Genomic DNA, 23,786 nt, shown 5'->3' on the forward strand with positions numbered 1-23,786 from the left:
GGCAAATTGGCTCGCCTCCCCTAGTTCCAGGGCTAACTCCTCCTCGGTTAGGTGGCGGTGGCAGAAATGGTTCCTTAGTCGCAGGCACCGGGGGGCAAATTGGCTCGCCTCCCCTAGTTCCAGGGCTAACTCCTCCTCGGTTAGGTGGCGGTGGCAGAAATGGTTCCTTACCCGGAGGCACCGGGGGGCAAATTGGCTCGCCTCCCCTAGTTCCAGGGCTAACTCCTCCTCGGTTAGGTGGCGGTGGCGGTGGCAGAAATGGTTCCTTACCCGGAGGCACCGGGGGACAAATTGGCTTGCCTCCCCTAGTTCCGGGGCTAAATGCTCCTCAGTTAGGTCGTACTCGTACATCCCCGCCTGGACTCGAACCCATTGCAGCCAGACCCATAGGAGTGCCGGATCTGCCGGAACTGCCAGTAGACAAGCGCCCCCCCCAATGGAGAGACCCCAATGCCAGGGCAAGAAGAGGTACTGGCACCCGTCCTCCTGGAACTACTGGGCCAATAGCAGTTAGACCCCAAGATGCGCGGAATCGGCCTACTCCCCGTCCAGCACCCCCGCGCCCGCCCCAACCAATAGCAGCGAGACCCATAGGAGTACCGGATCTGCCGGAACTGCCAGTAGACAAGCGCCCGCCCCAGTGGGTAGACCCAAATCCGCCGCCGCCTCCCGTCATCCCAGTAGTTCCGCCACCGCCTTCTACTGACATCGCTACAGGCACTGAAGTTAGCGGGGTGGTAAAAGTCGGGAACGAGACGCAAGTGATTGTCAAAGTACCGAATGAACCAACCAGCCGATATGTCAAAGTCGGGCAGCGGCTGTCTAACGGGCAAGTGTTGGTGAAGCGGGTCGATCTCAAGCAAGGAGCAGATCCGATCGTGATTCTGGAGGAAAACGGCGTTGAGGTAGCTAAAGGTGTGGGCGAAAAACCCGCCACTCGCCAACCACAACCGGCCAATACAGTTATTAGCCGTCTCCCAAATCCGAATAGCTCAGCGCGACGCTGACAATTGACAGTAAAGCAGGAAAAATGCTAAAGGCAAAAATTAGAGTTTTTGCCTTTTTGCATTTAGGGCAGATCTCGAACCTGAAGGTAAAATTAGTAAAGGGATTAAAAAATAGAGGACTTTTCAGCGAGTATTAGCTTCTAGAAAATCCCTATTAGTAATTGAAGTTAAAGGAGATCGATTATGCTCGGTTCAATTCAAAAATTAGGGATGGTGATATTAGTTGCTTCTTGTATCGGCAGCGCCACCAATCTCTTGAATCCCCAGCCATCAATGGCTCAACAAAAACCAGAAGAAGGAAAACGCTCTCCCTTCTGCCAAGGCAACCCTCCTACGGGAAGAGTAAAATGCAATTACGAGGGAGGCGATAACTACGAGGGAAACTTCGTTAACGGCCTCCCCGATGGCAGCGGAGTCTACGTGTACGCTAATGGCGATCGCTACGAAGGAAATTTTCGGAATGGAGTGCCAAATGGTAGAGGGACATTCATTTTTAAAGATGATGCCCGCTACACAGGCATCTTCCAAGACGGCACAATGAGATCTGGGACGGTCGTTTTCCCCAACGGCGAGCGCTACGTCGGAGAGTTCGCAGTAGTCAGGAACGTTCAGACTGATGCCATTAGCAGCCAACCATCCGGGCGGGGTCAATTTTTTTATACCAATGGCGATCGCTACGAAGGACAATTCTTTGCAGGTTCGCCCTTTGGCCCGGGAATATTGGTGCGGGTAGACGGCACTCGCTGTTCCGGCAGATTTTTCAATCAAGAACTTGACGCTAGTGTCTCCTGCACTTTCCCCAACGGGACGCGCTATGAAGGAGAATTGCGAAAGGGAGTGCCTCACGGTGTCGGGACGATGATCGATGCTAGCGGTAGGCGCTTTCCGGGGGTATTTCGCAACGGCAAGCCCGGAGTTTCGTAAAGGATAAATGATTGAGGTTTTCAGCCAACTTTTGACAAAAAATGGGACAAAAGACAAAGGACAGAAGAAGATAATATCTAACAGCGCATAGGAGAAAGTTGATTGATGATTTCCCGTTCTTGGACCAGCCGAATCGCTTTATTAGTTGCATCAGTGTTGGGAATTGGTAGTTACGCGACTTATCCCTTGCCCTCAATGGCGCAAGGAACAGAAGCTAGAACCGGCCGCTGCGTGCCAGCTATCGCTACAGGTAGAGTTAGGTGCGATTATGACAGCGGTGATAGCTACATCGGACAGTTCGTTAACGGTTTGCCCAGTGGCACGGGGGTATACATATATTCCAACGGCGATCGCTATGAGGGGCAGTTCCGTCTGGGCAAACCAAATGGTCGAGGACAATTTATATTTAAGGACGACGCCCGCGTGGAGGGCATATTCCGAGATGGCAAAGTTAGTTCCGGGACAGCTATTTTTACTAATGGCGATCGCTATATAGGGTCGTTTTCTCTCGATCAAAAAGTAGGCGTGCCCACGGGACAAGGGCAATTCATTTTTGCTAATGGCGATCGCTTTGTAGGTCAATTTTTAGGCGGCAAGCCTTTAGGTACGGGAGCGTTCACGCGGGCTGACGGCAGCCGGTGTTCGGGACAGTTCTATACTCAAGAACTTGATGGCAGGGGTAACTGTTCGTTCTCCAACGGTATCCGCTATCAGGGAGAGTTACGCAAGGGATTGCCTCACGGCAAAGGCACAATTATAGATACCAGAGGCCGGCGACTTCCGGGAGTATTCCGTGAGGGCCAGCGGGTAGAGCAATAAACAGGGAATAAGTGCGATCGGTTAGTAAGGGCAGGTTGAGTGCTAATATTTTTTGCACAAAACCTGCCATTGCTAGGTTTTAAAGTCACAACTATTGATAATTATGACCAGCTTTTTCTCAACCGAATTGCTAATGTTAAATATCCACTTAATGGAGTTAATGGAGGCGTTTTGATATGACAACTACTGCTTCTGCTTCCGGGCGCACCGGCCAGTTTCCCTTCGACTTTGCCCCGCAGCGGACTCAAGATGCTGATTTGTTGCGACAACTCAATTTTGTGCCCGGTTTGAAGGAAGTCTTGACTTTGCGCCAAGTTCATGCTTTGGAACACGCTACGGTTTGGGTACTGGGCCAATCGGTTGGTACGACGACACCAAGAGCCGATAATGAGTTATTGGGGGGGATGTCCACAGACCAAGGGTTTTATCTTTATGGCCACGTTAACGTTGCACAGTTGCGTCAGGCAGTGCGCGAGGCTTTGCAGCGGATTGCCAGCGGAGAGTGGGATTTAGCTGTACATCCCCGCTGCGGCACGAATTTGTCGGTGGCAATGCTGCTGACGGCTGGACTTGCTGTTGGCATCAATTTAGCCCTGCCTCGGGGGCCGATTCTGCAACTTTTAGGTTTGGGTGCAGCGGCGGCGGCGGCGGCTCAGTTAGCTCCTGATGTGGGAGCTCTGGCTCAGCGGTACGTCACAACTGCTATTCCGTTTAATTTGAGTATTGTTGATATTTCTGTAAGTCACGACTTCTGGGGACGCGAAGCTCATTTTGTGCGGGTGCGTTGGGTTGAATAGCTGCTGCGGGAGGGGAAGAGTGGGAGAGGGGAAAAGTTGACAAAATCTTCTTTCTTCCCTCAACTTCGAGCCGTTAAATCCCCCCCTAAACGGCTTTGTTGCCGAACTTTCTTCTTCCTTCTTAATCATTTTGAGAGAATCGGTACTATTCAAAAGTTAATTGGGGTGACTTATCAACTTGCTTTTATTCAATAACTGGGCACTGCATACTAAAATCTATATTTTCCATATTTTTATAACTTCATATTATATTCAAATTCTATCTTTACCGCCAATGTGTCAGCTATGAAAAGCTCGGATTTAGTTCCGAGGCTGCTTATCAGAAAATAGCAGGAACGGGTAAAATCGCATATTAGAATTTTTAGAGCCAAAGTCAATAAAAAAAATGTGCAAATTAGCGATCGACAAAACCTGGGTGGCAAGTCTACTAGCTGTCAGCTTAGCCGTAGCAGGCAACAGCTTTTTGCCTTTGACCGAGTATGCGAGTTTTGCTGGCGAAATAGCCCAAACTAACGAACCAGAAAGAGTTCCTGACGGCAAGATGGTTCCCCTCAATGGCAAAGTCAATGTTAGATTAACTAATAAAACCAACGATCGACTATTTTATCAGGTAGTTGGACAGACTAACCGCCGGAGTTTAGCGGAAAATTCAACAGTAGCGCTGTCAGCATTGACACTACCAGCCTCAATTATATTTAGGCGACAAGATGGCGCATTCTTGAAACCCAATTTGAAACCTGGTGCCGAAGGAACAGTAGAGGTAAGATTAGACGAGACAAATGATTTAGATTTGAATAAAACCTCTTTAAGGATTCGGAATGACGGAGCAATTTTTCTCAGATAGACAACAGTCAGTCAAATTGAGATTGGAGATTTGAGATTGACTCCACAGCCGCTAGCTGGGGCTAGAATTTTTGTCTAAACCGCGATTGCTCTCCCCAACTTAAGTCCGGGGTTGGTATGCGTATTTGGGTGAGTCAAACGAGCGTTGAATCATGTAAAATCAACTTGACGATCGCCCAGGCAACTAGACCTCACTGTTCCATACACCATCCGAGTTCTTATGTCAATCAAAAAGATTCTTTCCATAGCGCTATTAATTTTCATCCCCATTTCCATCGCCGCTGAGTATTTGCACTGGGGTTCCCTCGCAGTTTTCATCACATCCGCTTTAGGCATTATACCTCTGGCGATTTGGTTGAGCACAGCAACAGAAGAAGTGGCGATCGTTACAGGCCCCTCCATAGGCGGCTTATTAAATGCAGTCTTCGGCAACGCTACGGAATTAATTATTGCCATAGTTGCCCTGAAAGCCGGCTTAATTGACATTGTGAAAGCCAGCATAACCGGCACAATAATCAGCAACTTGCTTTTAGTGATGGGATTTTCCATGCTGCTAGGAGGAATCGCCTACAAAGAACAAGAATTTAAACCGATTATCGCGCGGGTGAACGGTTCCACAATGACTCTAGCAGTAATTGCAATTCTGCTGCCGACAATGGTAATTTATACCTCCAATGGAGTTGAACCCGCAGCCATTCAGAATCTTTCCTTAATAACTGCGATCGTCCTAATTGCAGTTTACGCTCTAACTCTCCTATTTTCATTAAAAACTCACAGCTATCTTTACGAAGTCAGCTTACTAGAACTAGAGTCAGAAAATCCTCAAAATACAAAAGAGGAATCTACTACACACAAACCTAATTTGTGGCTGTGGCTAGGGGTGCTAGCTGTTTCAACTGTTGCCGTTGCTTTTGAATCAGAAATTTTCGTTGGTGTTGTGGAAGAAACTACCAAAGGATTGGGATTGACGCCGCTGTTTACAGGGGTAATTCTGTTGCCGATTGTTGGCGGCGCAGCCGAATATGTAACTGCGGTGGGAGTTGCGATGAAAAACAATATGGATTTGTCAGTTTCTGTCGCCATGGGTTCGAGTTTGCTAGTTGCTTTGCTGGTAGCGCCGGTGTTGGTGATTATCGGATTAGTGATTCATCAGCCGATGGATTTAAACTTCAATCCGTTTGAAGTAGTTGCAGTTGCCATCGCAGTGACAATTGCCAACCTAATCAGTATCGACGGGCGCTCTAATTGGCTCGAAGGAGTGCTGCTTTTAGCCACATATATCGTGTTGGGAACAGCATTTTACTTTCACCCCATTACTTGAAGTAACAATTTTATTGGAGGGGCAATCGCCTGCGGTTGCCCTTCTTAACTTGAAAATAACTTATCTTTTTTTTGTTGGTTATTCCTGTGTCTCTTCTGGAGTTAATTAAAGAAAATAATTTTAGGGCAGGAAGTAGTTACGGACAGCGACACTTTTGAATAGGAAAACACTCTCGTCGTCTGCAACGTCTTTTTCTGCCTTTACTGTCGCGACAATTAAAAGTATTTTGACATTCTAACTTGCTCTCGCAAATTTGCTGGCGGGGAAAAACACCCAAATTTTGTACAGACACTTCAGCGGTAAGCGCACCCTGGTCTATAACTTGATTATTTTCTTTAATTTCATAGATAAATTTATTTTCTCCCTCTAAAACCGAAAAAGTTTTTGTTTTGTGACTGTTACCCAACTTAAATCCAAAATCCTCAGAAAACTCACCTTTGTCGTAACCTCTGTCTGTGTAGGGATACGGGTTAGTTTCCATACCATCAGTTACATTTTTAATCCTCACCCTTCTGTTAGGGCCGGGGGGAGTTTTGCTGGAGACAAATCGAGCGTTTTGCGAATCAGGGGAGATGACAGTACCGGCACACTGACCTACATATTCAACGCGCTTAAATTGAATCAAATTAATATTAAAAGAATTTTCATTTTTCACCCTAAATAGTGCTTCGTTAGTCTGCTGAGCGCTCACTGTTAAAGCTGCTACGGTCAAAAAAATCACCCCGAGGAAAATAGATAGTAATTTGATTTGCGGCCTCACCGTCAAATATATTGTGTGTTTCATCTCTCTCTACCTCTAATGTGAAAAGATAGTATTTTTTGGACAATTTATTATTTTTTAAATTTGAGATCGGATATGTTGTCAAAGTTGCTTGGATAGGTTTCTAGCGAAGACTTGAGTTTTTGATGCTGAGTTGCCAAACAAAAAACAGAAGTTATGAATGTGAACTTTGTAGAGTCAGAAATGAATTTCTGACGATTAACTTAACTACCAAGTTACTCGATCTCGCCATTTTTCTAATAGTTTTTCCCCGACTCCCTGCACTCGTTCTGCATCTTCCAAAGAGGTAAAAGGTTGCTGTTGCCGTGCTGCAATAATTCTTTCGGCTAACTTCGGACCAACCCCAGGCAAAGTTTCTAATTCTTCCTGAGTTGCGGCATTCAAATTAACTAACTTTTTACTAGAAATTTGAGGTTTAGCGATCGCAGATTTTGATGCTGCTTGTAGTGAATCGCACTCTTTTTTCTTAGCGTCAATTTTCTGTTTGATTCGGGCGGGAATGCCCAAGATTGCACCTTTGTAAAGCCGATCGAACTCCCGCTCAAAATGGGCCGCAACTGTGGGACTGTCGATCGCCAACAGCGTCTCGTCGTTCCCGTGATTTGCCGCCTCACTCCAGTTGTGAGAACCTGTAAGCACCGTTTTGCCGTCCACAACGCCGAATTTGTGGTGCAGGCGATCGCCCATTGGTAACAGCGGCACTCCCACCGCAGTCAGCGGCTTTTTCCAAGGGCGATTGTCAGATTCTAACTTGCAATCTTGCATCAAAGTCGCCCCCATCATATCCAACCCTTCACTGTAAGAGCGATAAATAAAATTAGAGTCAATTAAAGCTCGCACCGCAACTCCCCGGCTAGCTTGAATTTCCAAAGTATTTGACAACCGCTGAGCCGAAAATACAAACAATGCCAAATCAACCGACTTTTTCGCACTACCCAAAGTTCGATTTATCAAACTGTTAACGCTTTTTTCCCAAGGCAAAGTCTGGGAAGTCGGCGAAAATTGCACCGCAACTGTCGAATTCCCTATTTTCACTTTTTGCACTTGACGAAACGGCTTTTTGATGCCAAATTTGCTGTCCGGTTTGCCTCCGGGCCCGTCGCCCCACATGATGTTAAATTCTTGAGTATATAGTTGCGCTAATTGAGCATTTTCAATTTTCAGTAAATTGTTGGCATTGCCGCGACTTGCTGCTGTCTTGAAATCTCCGTGTATATCGCTTGTTGTAAAATTAGCAGAAGTTACGATTACTGTTTTCCCGTCAATAACTACAAATTTGTGGTGCATCAAACCGCTGCCTTTACTTCCGTCAGCAGTATCGTCAATTACAGGAATCCCGGCCTCCTTGACAATTATCAAAGCATCCCCTTGCTTGATTTCCTCGGAACTCAATTTGCCGTCTTTATTAGTATCGGCAAGTTGGACAAATTCGCTGTAGCGATCGCGCTCTCTTTCCGGTAATTTAGCCAACTCCTGGGCTGTAAAATCGCCAGGGGAACGACTGTACAGATGTTCAACAATTAATCTAACTTTAACTCCCGATCGCTGCCGATCGGCCAAAACCCTCGCAATACCCGGCAAGCGAAACTCCTGAACAGCTACATCCACCGTCGATCTAGCACTAGCTACGGCAACAGCGACCAACTTTTCTAAATCATCTCCAAATCTAGTTTGCTGGCGGTAAGGCTCTGTATAACTCGAAGCGATCGACTGATTGAAGTATACTTGCAACAAGGGGTCTTGAGGCAGTGGAGCCAGACTCAGAGGTAAATTCTGCACGTCTTGCTTTATTTGTCCGCAGCCCGCCAGATCGATCGCCAGCAGCCCAGCACAAAACAAACCGAGTAAATTATAATAAAATACACTCACAAAAATTTAAAATAATTGAGGTTATTGGCTCACCCACAGTTCAAATATATTCGATAAAGTAAACTTAGAACCTATTAAATTTATGCAAGGGAATAGATTTTGCGTCTTGTAGGACTGCCTCGATGCCGGAAGCATCACTGGTAGGGTAGCAGCATTCAGGGGCGTGGGTCAAACCCGATACCGCTGCTTTATGGCTAAAAGAAAAAGAAGTTTTCCGTGCGGTCACAAAGGATATGGTAAAGCGTGCCATCGCTGTACGCAAGAGTTAGTAGCGCAGCAGCATTACGTTGAAGTAGTGCTGACAGAAAAACAAACCAAAAAACAAGAGAGGGAAGCATCATTTGCTAAAGATATCATCGATCTCAGAGGTCTGCCCGACCACGTAGTCACTAAAGCTCGCGCAATCATAGCAGCTTTGGGCGAAAATAAGAATTACAGAGATTTCGGTGGCAAACGCCTGCGTCACAACCGTTTGATCGTCAGTATTCCAGTAACCCGCAACTACAGAATGCTTTGTGAAGATTGCGGCACTTTCTTGATTCCCCAAAAAGTTTTGTCGCACGAAGACTATAACGTCTGCAAACCAGGAAGTTAGTTATTGGTTATTGGTTATTGGTTCTTGCTAGCCACTCACAACAGTGAACCGTCAACAGTTAACATTCATTAATTAGTTATTTAAAATCATGCAAATTTACCTCGACTATAGCGCCACAACGCCACCGCGTCCAGAAGCGATTCAAGCCATGCAAAAAGCCCTGACTCAGCAGTGGGGCAATCCTTCCAGCTTGCACGAGTGGGGGCAAAGGGCGGCGACAGCTTTAGAATTAGCTAGAATGCAGGTTGCTAGCTTGATTAACGCGCTACCGGAATCGATAATTTTTACGAGTGGCGGCACTGAAGCGGACAATTTGGCAATTATGGGAATTGCCCGTCTTTATCCAAAGCCGCAGCATATGATTATTTCCAGCGTAGAGCATTCGGCAGTAGCAGAACCGACTCGACAACTCGAACAGTGGGGATGGGAGATAACGCGGTTGCCGGTGGATAAATTGGGGCGAATTCATCCTTTGGATTTGCAAGAGTCGCTGCGATCGAATACAGTGTTAATTTCCATCATTTACGGACAAAGCGAAGTTGGTACGCTGCAACCAATTGAGGCCTTGGGAAAGATTGCGCGCGATCGCAATATCATGTTTCATACCGATGCAGTTCAAGTTGCCGGCAAGCTGCAAGTAGACGTGCAGAAACTTCCCGTAGACTTGCTTTCGGTTTCCAGTCACAAACTTTACGGGCCGCAAGGTGCAGGCGCGCTTTACGTGCGTCCGGGAGTAGAATTAGTGCCAATGTTGGGCGGTGGCGGCCAAGAATTGAAACTGCGTTCCGGGACGCAAGCGCTGCCGGCAATTGTCGGTTTTGGGGTGGCGGCGGAGTTAGCTTTGCAGGAAATAGATGTGGAAACTGCGAGGTTAATTGGATTGCGCGATCGACTTTTTGACCGATTAGCTCATGTACCAAGTTTAGTACCAACAGGCGATCGATATTACCGCCTGCCGCACCACGTCAGTTTTTGCATTGTTTCTCCCGACGGCTACACAGGAGGAGTGACGGGCAAAACTTTAGTAAGACAGCTAAATTTAGCCGGAATTGGCATTAGTTCCGGTTCTGCTTGCAGCAGTGGCAAACTAACTCCCAGTCCGATATTATTGGCAATGGGATATAGCAAAACTATGGCGGTTGGCGGCATTCGCTTGAGTCTGGGACGAGAAACAACCGAATCTGATATTGATTGGACTGCAAGTGCGATCGAGCAAATTTTGGATAGATTAATGCCCAAAGTAGCATTATCTAGGCGTTAGCAGGAAAATCTGCGCTTAAAAACCAAAGAAACCGGGTTTTTACGATTTTTATCGACTGTAATGAAGTATCTCCCAAAAACCCGGTTTCTTGCCACCCGATCTTTCATACATCCTGTAGGGGCGGGTTCACCAACCATAATTGCCTGAAATAAACAATTTCAAAAACCCGCCCCCTCCCAACCAACAATCATCATTTACATTTTGGCGATGCGAGGCAAATTTTAGGTTGACGTGGGTTATCGGTGGTGGCAGGGCGGGTTTATATATATGGTTGGTAATTGCTATATATGGTTGGCGAACCCGCCCCTACAAAATATCGTAAAATCATGATAAAATAAATCCCGGTGTTATTCACAACTCCCCACAATGGAAGAAAAGCGCGCTCAAGCCTATCTGCAATTAATTCACACGCTGCTGAATTGCCCCAACGGAGAGGAACCGCAGATATTACAGGATAACTCAGAATTACTCGATCGCGGATTTCTCGAAGCTTGCGAGTTAATAGCATCAACTTTGGCAGAACAAGGAGGCGAGAATGGCGCTAATTTCCTCCGAAATCTGGCCCGTCAGCTAGGGCAATTCATGGATGTAAACGGTGAGGGAGATAGCAATGATTCTGAAGGTGAAAATCTCCAAGAATATGCAAATTTTTTCTTAGAATTATTGCAAGCAGAACAAGATAGCAATAGCGATATTGCAGTAATTTACCCCATGCTAGAGGGACGGCAACATCTCCTCAATGCCAGTTTTGCCGAGACTTTACAGCAAGTGACCCAAAAGTTAATCGCTGGCGAAAATCCGCCAACAATTAGCTCAATTATCGACCTTATTGAAAATTTGAGCAGTCATATTAGTGAGTCTCCCAATGGGAATAAAGCGAATAATATTGAAATTGCAATTGCTGGTTATCAAATAGTTTTAAATAATCGGGAACTGGGTAGCGAAAAATGGACGCAAACTCAAAATAATCTGGCTACTGCCTACAAGAACAGAGTCAATCGATTTTAGATTTTAGATTTTAGATTTTAGATTTTAGAATTGAAGCATTGAACTCACGGATAAATTCGGGGGGCAAGTTTCATCGGATACAGGTTTTTTATTTTTTCACGGATGAATCCGGGTGCTTGTATTTTGGATGCTTGATTGTCAACGGTTCGCTGGCCCAAAATCTGTAACGGGCAAAAACCAGGCGGTTGAAACCTCGTCTGCACAAACTTTCGTCCGCCTATGCGGACAAGCGAGATAATTCAAAAGTGTTGAAATCCTCGATCGAGCTTTAATACAGTATCACGATCGATACCGCTGCTATCAGTCAACCAGATATCGGTGTTCTCCGTAGCTGTTCCCACAATCGCAGCACCATCACCGATTTTTTCGACTAATAATTTAGCATTTGCGATCGGCAAAAACAGCACTAACTCGAAATCTTCGCCGCCGTATAATGCCCAATCTAAAGCTTTTTCGGTTGATACTATTTCGCTGAAAATATCGGGAATTGGTATTTTTGTGCGATCGACTTTTGCGCCAACACCGCTAGCCCGACAAATTTGAATAATTGCATCGGCTAAACCGTCGCTGCTGTCCATTCCGGCGATGGAAAATTCACCTTCACAACCCAGTATTTCCCAAACCACCGGCAAAACATCCAGCCGCGGTTTAGGGCGCTGGTGAGCGAGAATTAAAGAAGCTCGATCGACTTCTGTAAGATTTTGCCCGAATTCTGGATTTAACAGCAATTCTAATCCCGCGCGGGAGGCTCCGTGAACCCCGGTAGCCACAATCGCCCAGCCCGATCGCGCATATGACCGACTAATGGTACGATCGCACTCAACTTGTCCAAAAGCAGTAATTGCCACAGTCACAACGGGCGATCGCACAACATCGCCACCGACGATCGGCGTATGATATTCTTGCAAGCAAGCCGTCATCCCCCGATAAAACTCTTCAACCCACTCCACAGCCGTATCCGCCGCCACAGCGAGGGCTACAGTCACCGCCAGAGGCGTTGCTCCCATCGCAGCCAGATCCGACAAATTTGCCGCTGCGGCGCGCCATCCTGCGTAATAAGGTCCCGTAGTGCGATCGCTAAAATGCACTCCATCCACCAGCATATCTGTAGTGATAGCGAGAGATTGGTTGGGATTTGTAGCCATGACAGCGCAATCATCACCCACTATCTCTGCGGGGCAGAATTTTTGCAATCTTCTTAAAAGACCCTGTTCACCGATATCTTTAACTTTCATAATTTGGAATTAGCCGATCGCACTTTCTTACCATTCCTTACCGGAATTCGGCGGCAAGCGCAACCTAGGAAATCTATAAAAAGTATCTCCTTCATCATCTACCTCTAAAATCGCCGAAAAAATCTTCACTTGCCGAGTTAAATACTGCTGAGCAACTTCTGCCTCAACCCTAGCATTAGCGGCCAGTTGAATCAGCGAAACCTGACTGTTTTGAGTTTCCAACAACTGATAAAAAGCCTCATCTAACCGCTGTTTTTGCTTGCTTTCATTCACATTTTTTACAATTAACAATCCTGCGAATCCGCCTAAACCAAGTACCAATAAAAATTCTAAAATTGCCATACTCTCGATTAAATTCCTGATTTCAATAACGAAGCTATAAAAATTCTCTCTTCTTCCAGCCCGCCTCAGCGGGCTTTGTGTGCCGAAGCGATTTCAATCGCCTTCACCTTTATTTAGAAAAGATTTGAATGGCTGTCACTGTTGATTTTTTTAGCCCGCGCAGGCGGGCTTTGTGTGTGCCGAAGCGATTTCAATCGCCTTCACTTTTGACAAGCAGCGATTTTAATCACTGTCATTAATTAAACTTGAGGTTGCACCAAATTTTCGATTCCTTTAACTACCTTAGCAGATACAATCTTGTCTCCTTGCTTCAGTTGTTCCAAAACTTCTTTTCCTTCAATCATGTAACCAAAAACAGCATACCGACCGTCCAACAGATTCAGGCCAGCGGGGGTGAGTTCAGGTTCAAACAAGAAAAAGAAAAACTGAGAAGAAGCGCTGTCGGGTTCAGATTCTGTGCGGGCCATTGCCACAGTACCGAACGCAGAAAAAGGCAAAACAGGCTCGTCGCGATAGCGCCCCGCATCTTCTAGAGTAATCCCGTAAATAGGTTCTTTTTCGTCCCTGACGAGCACTTCCAGCGGCACATTCCGGTATTTGCCAGTAGCTGGGTCAATAAAACCGACTTCCTTGCCTTCGGGGTCTCCCGTTTGCAAAACGTAGGATTCTTCCGATCGAATAAACGGCAAACCGTCATAAAAACCTCGATCGACCAAATCCACAAAATTACCGGCCGTAACCGGGGCGCTGTAGCCGTCAACCACTACAGTAATTTCCCCTTTTTCAGTTTGTACGACCACAGTAGCGCGCCCTTTGAGTTGAGGCAGATTAGCATACTTGGCCGGCACTTCAAACGGAAACTTTGTCACCATCAACTCTTCGATTTCGCCTACCGAACCTAGGATGGTGGCTTTCAAGTCAATCACTTTGTCCCTGTCTTTAGCCTCAACAGCCTTTTCCAGTTGAGCAATTCCGTCCTTGACTCCTGCAACTAGCGCCTCAGCTTCCGGCTTTTTCGCCTCGGGAATACTCTCTAAAATGTCAGATTCCCGAAGGTTGAGAATCCTGGAAGCCTTGCTGACATCGCTGCTAATGGGCCCCCAACGTTTAGATCGTATGTGGTTGCCAATGTCTTCAAGACTGATTTGCAACTCTCGCACAGTCTGATTGTCAATAGGTAAAGCCAAGCGCAGCAGCGCGCGGCCGTCCGTAATCGCATTGCCCGCAGGCATACTGCTGCTGGGGCGTTTGGCATGGGACACTGAACTGAAACTCAGGGAGAGAGTGAACAGCAAGAGCGCTAAAACGACGGTTTTGACCCAGCGCTTGCACGTATCGATCGAGAAATTAGGCCAATGCAACATAACTTTAACTTTTATTGCCTCTATTATCTTCCCACAGCGCTGTCGGCCTTCTATCCCTGAAATGCCCTACACAATCGGTTGGCGAACTTCCTTCCCTTGAGAGCTTTTTAGCTTTCACTCTAGTAATTCTGGATTGTAGATGGCTTCGCTGATTTTTAGATTTTAGATTTTGGATTTTGGACGAGCTCGCGCACCAATTCATTGAACAGCATTTTGACAGCCTTGGCCGCCACGCGCGATCGCACCAACCGCACCGGCCGACCGCTGGCTTTTTCAGAATCCATAATCTCGCCGAGCCGATCGCCAGTGTCGTTGGCAAGGCGGCAGCGCTGAGGTTCAATTCGAGTAAAAATCCACTGCCACAAAGCTTTGCGGCATAAATCGCTGCCGCCAACAACTTTGGACTTTTGCAAATCGCCGCTTGATTCTTGAGATGGCGCGTACCCCAAAGCCTTGCAAAATCGGCGAAGCGATAAATGCCGTTTGGTTGGCTTGCCCGACCGCCTTCCCTTGCGAATTTTGATGTCGGGTTTTCCATCGGCAGCAAGATAATTTTCAAATGGGTAAATCTGGCTGAGCAACAAAGCTTCAACACGGCGACCAAAACCAAACCGGGCAAAAACTCTGCGGTACGCCAAAAATTGCGGCTCGCCCACAAGTTTGGAAAGCTCAAATTCGAGAAACATCTCTTCCCGTTGCAAATCGCAAATTCTAGCGGCGTGGCGGCGCAGTTCGGCCGTTATCCCCAGCCCGATCGACCGCTGCAACATCAAATCGTACTTGACCGACTGCCGCTCGCCGCACAGCCAGCCCCACAGCAGCGGCACTTTTTCGCCAGACCGCAGCGATCTAATCAATGCAGCTTCTGGGAACTGCCAGGCTAAATCTTGTCTGGCACGGTTGATAATCGGACTTTGCACCCGGTTGAGGTGCGCGAGCCGCAGGACAAGTCGGCGAATTTCTACGATCGTGCGATCGCGCGTTTGCACAAATCGGCGCGGCGTGTCTTTATAATCCCAGCCGTAAATTGCCAGCGCGAGGGCGTCCGCGTCATCGTCTTTGTCAGGCAAGCCCAGGTGATGTTCGCGGAACGATCGAAGCTCTTTATGCCCGACAAGCCGCACTTCTATCCCCGCTCGTGCCAATTGAGTTCCCCAAAGGATTTGATAGTTAACCCCGGTCGGTTCCATGATGGCGATGGTGTTTTCTCGTTCAGATCCAATTAATGCAAGTAATTTGTTAATTCCGTTTGCTGTAGCTGCGAATTTGTGGAAATTGTAGCGGTAATAAAATTCGCGCGGTTCGTCAATTTTTGCTGATATTAAGCAGCACGAAACCGAGGCTTTGCTGATATCCAAGCCAATAATTTGAGTCATTTCATTTTTAAGGGTGAGGTTTCCAAATCTCGCAGCAGCAGCTTATGAATCACCCAAAGGCCACATGAGCCTATTTCACTCTTAAAGCTTCAAAGTGCGCGAGATAAAACAATTAATTAGGCGGCGACCGAGCTTGTGAAAGCTAAAAAGCCACAAAGAGCTTGTTTCCGTACTAAAGCCCTAAACCGCAGCCTGTTTAATTGACGGATCGGGTTGGAATCGATCCGCGACTCCCCCTTAATAATGGGGGAGTTTCGGCCGTTGATTCCACGCGGCCATCGTCAGGCGGTTGTAGTTATGCAGTTGAGACCGACCAGCGCAACGTAAACGTACAAGCATTCCAAATTCTGATTTAACGCGCTTGTAAACTCCTCAGCCGATTGAGTTCGCAGCAGGTAATTAGCCAAGTTGATGTACTTGTTCAAGCACCGATCGTCTGGCTGTTTTCGCAGCAATCCTCTCGCTTTGGCTTCTTTAATTGTGAGAAATATTTCTTGCTTTTCTGCGTCGCTAAAATCGCCGAGTTGCTTAGCTGAATTAATTAATTCAGAGATTTGTGGCTTCATAGTAAAATGGTAGATACGGTGGATAGTCAAGACGCCAAAGCTCATACATAGCGGTCAGAGTGTAACTGACCGCTATTTTTTGAACTTAAACAGCAGTCGGTATTTTGACTTTAAAACCTTGTTGCTTGGGATTTTTGCGGTACTGTTCGAGGTAGCTCGCAAGGGCTTGTGTAATTTGCTCGTTGCTGATTTTTTCCATTTCGGCATTGATTTGTTCTGATATTGCTGCAATCAAAAAGTTGATATCAGCCCCTGTCAGTTTTTCAAAAGCAGAAAGCAACGTTGCGTTGAATAATGCGGTACAAAAAATCATAGATTGCTCTTCCATCGGAAGAGTGGTTAAAGTGGCGCTTGCGGGTTGCGGGCTGTCATCGGGGATGATTCGGATCGAACCGAGGTTTAACTCGCAAGAGTCCAAAGCATTGCTGAAAGTTTCGGCCAGTTCTTCAAGCTCGCGATAGTTCCCGCAGCTCTTTAAAATCAAATCATCGGCGTGAAGGCCGAGGGCAATGATTTCGGCTTTGATTTCAGGACGAAGCGCGGGCAAGTCTGAATGCCTGTAAGTGAAAGTATTGTGCATGGTTTTTTAAAACTAGGATGAGTCCGACACTTTGCCGGATCTACCGGGTGATTTGATAGCTTTGTGATGGCATTTTGATAGCTTTTGGCTGCCAAAGCCTGCTACACGTTTGGGGTTTTGGCTGCGGGCGAAATGCTCGTCGAGCCGATCGCAAATTTCCTCTTTTTCCGGTGTCAACTCCATCTCTTCGTCGTCCGGCGGTTCTTCATCGGGCGGTTCACCCCCGGCGATGAGCATTTCGAGGTACTTGGAAACTGCCATGCCCGCTTCTGCGGCTTTCTGTTGCAGCAGTTGATAGCTTTTTCCGCTCACTCGGACTTGCCTGGCTCTGTCCTCTGGGCTCTCGTCAAGCGCTTCCTGGATTTTGGCCGCCGTTATCAACTGTGGCGGAAACCCGTCGAGCACAATTTGCCATTTTTCCTGCAACTGAGATCCGCCGTACTCGTCAACTTTGGCAAATTTAAGAAGCGGCAAAGCTTGGGCTACCGAGGTGGGCAAAATTTTGAACTTGGATTTGATGAGCCGCAGACAGATTTGAGCGGCTTGGATAATCTTTTTGCAGTAGAAGTGCGATCGCCCCAGGGCGAGTTTGCAGTATTCGGCGAAGTCCCGGTACTGCCGCTTGTAAAGGCGGTAGCGCCGCACTGTTTCGAGCATGATTCCCTGGCGCACGTAGTCCAGAAAGCTGCGCTTGATGCGCTGGGTAAGTATCGAAATGTCGTTGTGGGGCGCTTCGAGAGCTATCTCGGATTCAAAGTCGAGGAGCGGCTGGAATTCCGCTCCTGACGGCTCGCACCACTCATCTGAGAAATCAGAATTAAGAGTGAGTTGCATTGTGTTTAAAACTTGCTTTCTGGAAGTATGTCAACCTCGGCAATAGAGGCTTTGCTTAGTAGTAGTTGCTTGTCAAAAGTTAAGCGGGGCTGCCTGGTGTCGATTCCCAAAGCCTCTAAAAATACTTTCAAATTTTTGTAGTGTTCCGTCGCTCGCTCTATGTCTTCAGTGATGCGGCGAAGGGTGTAGGCTTTTTGTTGAATTTGGTTGTCTAGCACGAGGGCATTTTCTGCCAAACGGTTTTGAGCGTCGAGCTCTGCAAGCAACTTATCCAACTGTTGCTTTAGCGCCTCATAGCCCTCTGACAAGGAATCTACATCGCTGCTAACTTCGAGTTTTCCGTCGCGTTCGGTTCTGTCCCATCGGTCTTTTTTGTAAACGGGGATGGTGATTGATAGATGAGTTGTCATGGTTTTAATTTTGGGTAATGGGTTGTGATTTTAAAGCGAGTCGTAGATAGTTAGCCCAATTCCACAGCCAGATTCTAGGTAGTAAATCGGAACTTTTAACCAAGATGGCTGACAAGAATGAAGCCAGACATCATTGGATTCAACATTGTGTTCTACCCATTCAATCTCGGAATAAGTAGAGAGGAAGCGATCGCCCTAACGCCTTGGAAAAGACGATCGCGATTGGGTTCAGAAGGGGTGATGGAAGCTTATTAGTTACATAACATCACCTCCTGGGGGCGATCGCCCGCTCAAACTCAAATCGCCGTCCAAACTATCTTCATGAAATCCCATCAAGCTCTGGCGGCCTTCCAAGCAAACTAGATACCACCAGCCAGCGCTTTGGGAAACGCCGCGAGGTAAATTTTTTTCATCTCTCCTCCACTCAAGCCCGAAAACGACGCCCGTGCGAGCGCCGAATTTCACGTTCTCTCCGAACCAAAATTTAGGCGGGTTGCGGCCGTTGAATTCAAACAAATCCAAATAGTCGAGAAGCTTCTCGGTTTCGACTTCTGTAATCTTTTCCTCAATCCAGTCGCTCATATCTACGCCACCACCAAGTCGAGAGATAGTTGCAGCCCGATCTCGCCGGACTTCTTGCGAGATTTGACTGCGGGTTTGTCCGCAGGCTTGACCGCCGCAGGTTCGGGTCGCTCGCGCAAAACTTGCTCTGCCAGAATTGCTCTGATCGAGCTTTGTTTCCCGGTTCTGCCGGGGATGGAAAATATCTCCATGTCGCGGGCAATCTGTTTGAGCTTAAATGCCGAGAGAGAACTCAGTTGAGCGGCAGTCCAGTTTGTTGATGGGTGCGATCGCACTTTACGCGAATAAACCTCAAAACTTTCGCCTCTAGCCTTGTCGAAGATTGTCCCGGTACGGATGAATCCCCCGGTACTCATCTCGTAGTCGTATAGCAGCTTCTGTTCGATCAGGTTGGCACAATCGAAATAAACGAAATTAGATTTGTTCAGCGGGCGGACTTTTGCGCGCCAGATTCCCCGCTTCGATTGATAGATTGCCGCGATTTTACCGACGTGCAGCCGATCGCGCCGGCGGCCGACCAGCATTCCGATCGCCAGTTCGGTGCCCCGACCGTCGCCCCGGTTCGGAGGTCGCCGTTCTTCATTGTATGCAGCGATCGGAGCTGGGATCGGAGCTAGTTCAAGTGGCTGATGTGGTAGAACTCCCCCCGAACTTCCCGAATCATCCCCGCTTTCCACCAAAAGGCGATCGCCCTTTTGGCCTCCCAATCCTTCATCCTGGTGATGGCAGCAAGTTCCATGAAGTTCGGCGCGACCGTCGCGGTCTGCAGGTAGTTGATTACTCTCAAATACGTCACTCGCTCCCTGTTGTCCAATCCTTCTAATAGCATTGCTTTCTCCAAAGTTCGATGAATCCCCGTGTCGTGCGTTCCAAGCGTCGTAAACCTGCTGAAAATCCTCAAGTGAGGGATAGTCGTCGGGGTCTGGCGGTTCGTCGGTCGATTCAACCTCGAAATCAAGCAAGCTCAGTTGCCCGTCAGCGTCGCTGTGATAGTGAATGTTCTCAGGCTGTGGCGGGGAATAGCGAGCGAGAAAGCTATCAGAAAGGGCAATGCCAGTCAAGATCGGATTCTGGGCTGGTACGATCGCGCTTTGAATCACCGCCTCAGTAGTTTTAACGGGGGAATCCTCAATAATTATGTGCGCTGAGGATTTGAACAGATCCAAGAGTTGATGAGCGGTGGATTTGCGACTGACACCGGGGGAATTTTCCAGCACTTGTACGATCGCACTTTGGCTCACTTTTGGCTCAATCTTGGCCACCGCCGATCGCGGGTAGACAATGCGGCCGAACTTAGAGGCGAGCTGCTCCTTATCTTCCGATCTCAGCTCCTTATCTTCCGAAGTAATTTCGATCGACTCCTGGGCTTCAAGTCTGATTGCGCCGGGGTAGTTTTTGAATCTGCTGTAATTGCAGTGCAAACAGCGAATCTCCGGTCTATCTAAGTAATCTTTTGTGCTGTACAAAGCGTGAACCGCGCCGCAACTCGGACACTCAAGCGCTTCTGGGGAAGATTCCAGCAATGGCTCTTGGGCTTGAGGTTCGATCGCCTCCTGGACTGGTTCGACTTCTGCGCCGGGGGAAACTTCCAGCAGTTGCAGCAGGGTGGGCTGAGTGCCGACTAAGGCATCAATCCAGTTGCGCTTCAAGCGTCGGTCGCCGTCGGGAAGTACGTTGAGTTGATGCCCAATTTCCTTCAATTCGAGCAAATTCTTCTGTTGAAGCTGTTCTAGGGTGTACATAGAGGGAGAAAGGGTGGGAGTTGCCCACCCGCGAATACTAAGGGTATGCAGTGCAATCTTGTCTCATGATAGACTTGGCTATATCATAAAGTCTATGATGAGATACTGTCAACATCTCCTATGAGACTTTGGTAATCTTTTAAGGAAGTCGTTATGAATCAAGAGCATGGTCAAGGTCAAAAAAGCGAAACAGTTGGAATACGGGGAGGTGAAGGTCACGAAAGCCTTCGGCCTTACGCCGACGGGAGCACGGCTATTCAAGGAGCTGGCGCAAGGCTTGGGGCTCAGCTCCTCACAATTGATAGAGAAGATCGCCCGGCGGGAGGTGGAGATCTCAACCCCTTTGGGGGAGTGCTCGATCAGCTAATCGACGATGCCCGGAAACAGTTGATCAAGTCGAACGAGTGCATCGTCTGGTATCGCGAGGAGGTCAAAGAGTATGAAGAGAAGCTCAAGAATTTAATCAAGCTCAAGGAATTACAGGAAGAGCAGTATCAAGAGATGCGCCGCCAGCAAGAGGTGATATTGAAGCAGCAAGAACAGATTCAGCAGCAGTTAACGCAGCAGCAACATCAATCACAGCCATCCAACCACAGCGGGGAAAATCCCGCAGAATAATCGCAACAGAAACCAGCATCCCTTGTGGGGCGCTGGTTTTGCGTTTAAGCACTTCAAAAGCTTGTGCAGCCTTAAACCCCTACTAGCCGAGCTAGTGTCCGAGCAAAATGCTGGTTTTGCGTTTAAGCACTATTCCAGGATTTCAGCTACACATTGACAGCCCCTCCCTCAAACCAACATTCATATGCAGCAAGCAATAGCGCCTCACCGCGGCGAAGCTGTGAAGTGTATCAGGAGCAATAGAACATGAACGAACAGCAACTCAAAGAAGAATTAAAATACATCGGCTCTTTGCCTGAAACGCCACTTCTCATCCCACCGATCGAATTACTTGTAATAATTGCAACCGTTCGCAGAGTTAAAACTCAACTGAAATCAGACATTCAAGTATTCGACTACGTGGAAGAGGCTTTTCTCACGGCAGACAATCTGGAAAAGCTGCTTGAAGCGGCGATTACTTTTGATTTTGACTCGCTCGAAGATTTTCCAAACGTGATGGAACTATTGCGAATTGCACCTGACAGGCCAGGCGAGCAGATACAAATAAAGAGTGACGCAGACTTGGAGACTTTCAACGACTACATAGGAGAAGAACCGCTGGATCGATTTGAAGACCCGGAAGAACTCCGAGCAACCTATGCTCCAGAAAAGCACTGGCACGCCAAAGACTGATTGCGCTACCAATGACTAATAACTGATAACTAATGACTCAAGAGCGATCGCACTTATGAACCTAGGAGACTTGGAAGCGGCAGTAGCACAAAAGGCTGCAATCACCAAGAAACAAGCAAGCGCAGCAATCCGTGCTGCTCTCGACTCAATCATGGAAGCCGTTGCCGACGGCGAGAAAGTGACGATAGTCGGTTTCGGCTCCTTTGAGGCGCGCGACCGACAAGCCCGCGAAGGTCGGAATCCCAAAACTGGGGAGACGATGGATATCCCGGCGACTGTAGTTCCCGCATTTTCCGCAGGCAAGCAGTTTAAGGATGCTGTCGCCAAGAATCCGAGCGCCAAGGCGGCGTAAAAAATGAATGCTACAGATAAATGCAGCTTCCATGAGGACAGCATTTATCTGTAGCGAGGCAATGCAGATAATGTGCCGGTTTGTCGTGAAGGACAATTTGTAGACAAGTAGTAAACACCATGAAAACTGCCCCCGACCTGAAGAAATACTCCGAGGAAATGATGGCGATGCAGGACTTGCCGCCGGCAACAGTGGAACTTCCGCCGCTGGCAGCGATCGCCATCATCAGCCACATTCAATTAGCAACGCGCCATCCCAGCGTAGGAGGCGACACTTTTACCAAGATTGCGATCGACACGGCGAAGCAACTGCAAAATCTGTTCAACCCAGACTCGGAAACTTACAAAGTGCTGGAACTCGGCTGGAATGCCGACATCATAGTGCCACAGGGAACCTGCGACGAAGACCTCGACCCCGAAGTTTTAGCGGCGACGGAAGATTTTGCGAAATGCCTCAAGAGGGAAGGCTGGGAATTAGTTACAGATATGTAGAATATGGCCGATTTGTCGTCAAGGGCGATCGGCTGCTAGACAACCACTAGACAACCAGAAAAATGACTATGACACCCAAAGAAAGCCTCGATCGAATGGAAGCCGCGGCGGATCGATTTTATGTGCTGGCCACCGCCACCGAGTGCCACGCATACGTTGAATTCACAGGCCTGCTGCGGGAATACTGCAAGGTCTGCCGCGAGAATTTAGCTCGCGGCATCGACTTCCGCGAGCTAAATGGCCACCGCTCGCAGCGGATGGAGTTGCAGCCCTACGAACTCCATTATTTCCAAGAGAAATTTAACTGCATATTTCAAGGATTGCTGAGAGTAGAAGGAGTCACGGGTCATGATTAGCCAACTTTCACTTTTCAACACGACCGCCGTGATTAGACCAGCTTACAAAATTGGCGATCGGGTGAAACTGCGTAAGAAGCCGATTGCCGCGTCCTACCTCAAAAAAGGGGATATTGTCGAAATTGCTGCCATCCACCCCACTAATGGCAGCATCAAATTTTGGAACGAGCGCAGCGAGCGCTGGGAGTTTGTCTATCCTGAAGAAATTGGCCGCGTCTTTGATTCTCCAGCCTCTGTTGAGCCTGCCGTTGGAGAATCAACATTCCCGCACAGCGAAACCGACACCAATACTCAGGTTGAGGCGGTTGGAGAATCAACATCCCCGCCCCGCGTCTTTGATTCTCCAACCCCTGTTGAGCCTGCCGTTGAAGAATCAAATTGTCGGCCCGGCGATGACTGTTTAGCACTTAATGCAATTTCTACTTACCGACCGCGCGGTACGGCCAGGAGCGGCGAGTATTACCGGCTTTCGTACAAAGAAGGGGGAAAAGTACGGCAAGTGCACATCCGTGGCGGCAACACCGATTCACCGATCGCCCAGGCGAAAGTGCAAGAAGTGCGATCGCTCTTGGCAGCCGGAATTCCCCCCGCCGAAATTGCAGCGACCTTAAAAAACCCAAGTTTAAGCAGAAAATGCTTGCAGTTGAGTGCGCAACTCGGCGACTTGACCGTTTAATTCCTGGACAGCCTGCACTAAGCAAGCCACAATGCAACTGTAGTCAATCCCGTACAGTGCATCCTCCGATCCCGTATCTGTTACAGCTTCCGGTATTACTTTTTTCACGTCTTGAGCTAAAAAGCCCACTTTGTTTATAAAATTTTTTCCTAATTTCATTTTTTTGCTTTCCGGCTCAAAGTTAAGACATTCGTAATGCCGATATCTTTTTGGGGATAAAGCAAGGATTTCTTTTAGTCCAGGGCTTGCCGAAAAATTATTCTTCACCCTACTGTCAGAGGTTTGTACATAATACCATTTTTCTAAAGATGTGCTAGAGATAAAGAATGTAAGATCCAAGACCATCCTGTGAGAAAACCAATGAC

The 23,786-nt window shown here is 47.8% G+C and carries 29 protein-coding genes; 16 read left to right on the forward strand and 13 right to left on the reverse strand.

The window, feature by feature from the left end:
• The 6 genes from QUA80_RS28130 to cax form a co-directional block, all read left to right on the forward strand.
• A partial coding sequence (locus QUA80_RS28130; protein ID WP_333428265.1) for a hypothetical protein occupies positions 1–1,007 on the forward strand: 1,007 nt, incomplete at its 5' end.
• A gap of 183 nt (positions 1,008–1,190) precedes the next feature.
• Positions 1,191–1,931, forward strand: coding sequence for an MORN motif-containing protein (locus tag QUA80_RS28135; protein ID WP_333428266.1), 741 nt, complete (start codon positions 1,191–1,193; stop codon positions 1,929–1,931).
• Positions 1,932–2,036: 105 nt separating this feature from the next.
• Positions 2,037–2,750: an MORN motif-containing protein gene (locus tag QUA80_RS28140; RefSeq protein ID WP_333428293.1), complete on the forward strand. Its 714-nt coding sequence runs from the start codon at positions 2,037–2,039 to the stop codon at positions 2,748–2,750.
• Between the two features lie 176 nt (positions 2,751–2,926).
• On the forward strand, positions 2,927–3,547 hold the full coding sequence (locus tag QUA80_RS28145; RefSeq protein WP_333428267.1) for a DUF6391 domain-containing protein: 621 nt from the start codon (positions 2,927–2,929) through the stop codon (positions 3,545–3,547).
• Between the two features lie 385 nt (positions 3,548–3,932).
• Positions 3,933–4,391 carry a hypothetical protein gene (locus tag QUA80_RS28150; protein ID WP_333428268.1) on the forward strand — a complete coding sequence of 153 codons (459 nt, stop codon included), beginning with the start codon at positions 3,933–3,935 and terminating at the stop codon, positions 4,389–4,391.
• A 219-nt stretch (positions 4,392–4,610) separates the two neighbouring features.
• Positions 4,611–5,711 carry a calcium/proton exchanger gene (gene cax / locus QUA80_RS28155; RefSeq protein ID WP_333428269.1) on the forward strand — a complete coding sequence of 367 codons (1,101 nt, stop codon included), beginning with the start codon at positions 4,611–4,613 and terminating at the stop codon, positions 5,709–5,711.
• A 136-nt stretch (positions 5,712–5,847) separates the two neighbouring features.
• Here cax and QUA80_RS28160 read toward each other — a convergent pair whose 3' ends face one another.
• Together QUA80_RS28160 and QUA80_RS28165 are read right to left on the reverse strand one after the other, a co-directional pair.
• Positions 5,848–6,495 carry a hypothetical protein gene (locus tag QUA80_RS28160; RefSeq protein WP_333428270.1) on the reverse strand — a complete coding sequence of 216 codons (648 nt, stop codon included), beginning with the start codon at positions 6,493–6,495 and terminating at the stop codon, positions 5,848–5,850.
• 204 nt (positions 6,496–6,699) lie between these two features.
• Positions 6,700–8,361 (reverse strand): DUF655 domain-containing protein, encoded by a 1,662-nt coding sequence (locus tag QUA80_RS28165; RefSeq protein WP_333428271.1) that lies wholly within the window; start codon positions 8,359–8,361, stop codon positions 6,700–6,702.
• A 190-nt stretch (positions 8,362–8,551) separates the two neighbouring features.
• Here QUA80_RS28165 and QUA80_RS28170 point away from each other — a divergent pair, with 190 nt between their 5' ends.
• The 3 genes from QUA80_RS28170 (at position 8,552) to QUA80_RS28180 (ending at position 11,225) form a co-directional block, all read left to right on the forward strand.
• On the forward strand, positions 8,552–8,956 hold the full coding sequence (locus tag QUA80_RS28170) for a DUF7682 family zinc-binding protein (RefSeq protein ID WP_333428272.1): 405 nt from the start codon (positions 8,552–8,554) through the stop codon (positions 8,954–8,956).
• A gap of 88 nt (positions 8,957–9,044) precedes the next feature.
• Positions 9,045–10,217 carry a cysteine desulfurase family protein gene (locus QUA80_RS28175; protein WP_333428273.1) on the forward strand — a complete coding sequence of 391 codons (1,173 nt, stop codon included), beginning with the start codon at positions 9,045–9,047 and terminating at the stop codon, positions 10,215–10,217.
• Positions 10,218–10,583: 366 nt separating this feature from the next.
• Positions 10,584–11,225 carry a hypothetical protein gene (locus tag QUA80_RS28180; RefSeq protein ID WP_333428274.1) on the forward strand — a complete coding sequence of 214 codons (642 nt, stop codon included), beginning with the start codon at positions 10,584–10,586 and terminating at the stop codon, positions 11,223–11,225.
• 239 nt (positions 11,226–11,464) lie between these two features.
• Here QUA80_RS28180 and thiL read toward each other — a convergent pair whose 3' ends face one another.
• The 8 genes from thiL to QUA80_RS28220 form a co-directional block, all read right to left on the reverse strand.
• Positions 11,465–12,460 carry a thiamine-phosphate kinase gene (gene thiL / locus QUA80_RS28185; protein WP_333428275.1) on the reverse strand — a complete coding sequence of 332 codons (996 nt, stop codon included), beginning with the start codon at positions 12,458–12,460 and terminating at the stop codon, positions 11,465–11,467.
• A gap of 27 nt (positions 12,461–12,487) precedes the next feature.
• Positions 12,488–12,802: a hypothetical protein gene (locus QUA80_RS28190; RefSeq protein WP_333428276.1), complete on the reverse strand. Its 315-nt coding sequence runs from the start codon at positions 12,800–12,802 to the stop codon at positions 12,488–12,490.
• Positions 12,803–13,041: 239 nt separating this feature from the next.
• Complete coding sequence (locus tag QUA80_RS28195) at positions 13,042–14,166, reverse strand: peptidylprolyl isomerase (protein WP_333428277.1); 1,125 nt, start codon at positions 14,164–14,166, stop codon at positions 13,042–13,044.
• Positions 14,167–14,321: 155 nt separating this feature from the next.
• Positions 14,322–15,542, reverse strand: coding sequence for an IS110 family transposase (locus QUA80_RS28200; RefSeq protein ID WP_333428278.1), 1,221 nt, complete (start codon positions 15,540–15,542; stop codon positions 14,322–14,324).
• Positions 15,543–15,823: 281 nt separating this feature from the next.
• Entirely contained in the window at positions 15,824–16,108 is a 285-nt protein-coding gene (locus QUA80_RS28205; RefSeq protein WP_333428279.1) for a hypothetical protein, read from the reverse strand.
• Positions 16,109–16,193: 85 nt separating this feature from the next.
• The gene (locus QUA80_RS28210) at positions 16,194–16,688 is read right to left on the reverse strand and encodes a hypothetical protein (protein ID WP_333428280.1); all 495 of its coding nucleotides are present in this window, start codon (positions 16,686–16,688) and stop codon (positions 16,194–16,196) included.
• 12 nt (positions 16,689–16,700) lie between these two features.
• A complete protein-coding gene (locus QUA80_RS28215) occupies positions 16,701–17,522 on the reverse strand; it encodes a hypothetical protein (protein WP_333428281.1) in 822 nt (273 codons plus the stop codon).
• Positions 17,523–17,527: 5 nt separating this feature from the next.
• Positions 17,528–17,932 carry a hypothetical protein gene (locus QUA80_RS28220; RefSeq protein ID WP_333428282.1) on the reverse strand — a complete coding sequence of 135 codons (405 nt, stop codon included), beginning with the start codon at positions 17,930–17,932 and terminating at the stop codon, positions 17,528–17,530.
• 117 nt (positions 17,933–18,049) lie between these two features.
• Between QUA80_RS28220 and QUA80_RS28225 the strand changes: the two genes are divergently transcribed.
• Positions 18,050–18,187 (forward strand): hypothetical protein, encoded by a 138-nt coding sequence (locus QUA80_RS28225; protein WP_333428283.1) that lies wholly within the window; start codon positions 18,050–18,052, stop codon positions 18,185–18,187.
• Here the strand turns inward: QUA80_RS28225 and QUA80_RS28230 are convergent, their stop codons facing one another.
• Together QUA80_RS28230 and QUA80_RS28235 are read right to left on the reverse strand one after the other, a co-directional pair.
• Positions 18,188–18,514, reverse strand: a complete 327-nt coding sequence (locus QUA80_RS28230; protein WP_333428284.1) for a hypothetical protein — start codon at positions 18,512–18,514, stop codon at positions 18,188–18,190.
• Positions 18,515–18,516: 2 nt separating this feature from the next.
• The gene (locus QUA80_RS28235; protein ID WP_333428285.1) at positions 18,517–20,256 is read right to left on the reverse strand and encodes a hypothetical protein; all 1,740 of its coding nucleotides are present in this window, start codon (positions 20,254–20,256) and stop codon (positions 18,517–18,519) included.
• Between the two features lie 153 nt (positions 20,257–20,409).
• Between QUA80_RS28235 and QUA80_RS28240 the strand changes: the two genes are divergently transcribed.
• The 6 genes from QUA80_RS28240 to QUA80_RS28265 all read left to right on the forward strand — a co-directional run bounded on the left by QUA80_RS28240 (position 20,410) and on the right by QUA80_RS28265 (position 23,421).
• Entirely contained in the window at positions 20,410–20,874 is a 465-nt protein-coding gene (locus tag QUA80_RS28240) for a hypothetical protein (protein WP_333428286.1), read from the forward strand.
• A gap of 246 nt (positions 20,875–21,120) precedes the next feature.
• The gene (locus QUA80_RS28245) at positions 21,121–21,546 is read left to right on the forward strand and encodes a hypothetical protein (protein WP_333428287.1); all 426 of its coding nucleotides are present in this window, start codon (positions 21,121–21,123) and stop codon (positions 21,544–21,546) included.
• Positions 21,547–21,601: 55 nt separating this feature from the next.
• The gene (locus QUA80_RS28250; RefSeq protein ID WP_333428288.1) at positions 21,602–21,898 is read left to right on the forward strand and encodes an HU family DNA-binding protein; all 297 of its coding nucleotides are present in this window, start codon (positions 21,602–21,604) and stop codon (positions 21,896–21,898) included.
• A 119-nt stretch (positions 21,899–22,017) separates the two neighbouring features.
• Positions 22,018–22,389, forward strand: a complete 372-nt coding sequence (locus tag QUA80_RS28255; protein WP_333428289.1) for a hypothetical protein — start codon at positions 22,018–22,020, stop codon at positions 22,387–22,389.
• Between the two features lie 62 nt (positions 22,390–22,451).
• Positions 22,452–22,745: a hypothetical protein gene (locus tag QUA80_RS28260; protein WP_333428290.1), complete on the forward strand. Its 294-nt coding sequence runs from the start codon at positions 22,452–22,454 to the stop codon at positions 22,743–22,745.
• Positions 22,738–23,421: a hypothetical protein gene (locus QUA80_RS28265; protein ID WP_333428291.1), complete on the forward strand. Its 684-nt coding sequence runs from the start codon at positions 22,738–22,740 to the stop codon at positions 23,419–23,421. Before QUA80_RS28260 ends, QUA80_RS28265 begins: the two co-directional genes overlap by 8 nt.
• On the opposite strand, the gene QUA80_RS28270 is transcribed toward QUA80_RS28265, so the two are convergent.
• The coding region (locus tag QUA80_RS28270; RefSeq protein WP_333428292.1) for a tail fiber domain-containing protein at positions 23,368–23,786 on the reverse strand (419 nt) is incomplete at its 5' end. The two genes, QUA80_RS28265 and QUA80_RS28270, sit on opposite strands and share 54 nt — an antisense overlap.

The sequence above is a fragment of the Microcoleus sp. F4-D5 genome (assembly GCF_036704885.1).
In the GTDB taxonomy this organism is placed as follows: Bacteria; Cyanobacteriota; Cyanobacteriia; order Cyanobacteriales; family Microcoleaceae; genus Microcoleus.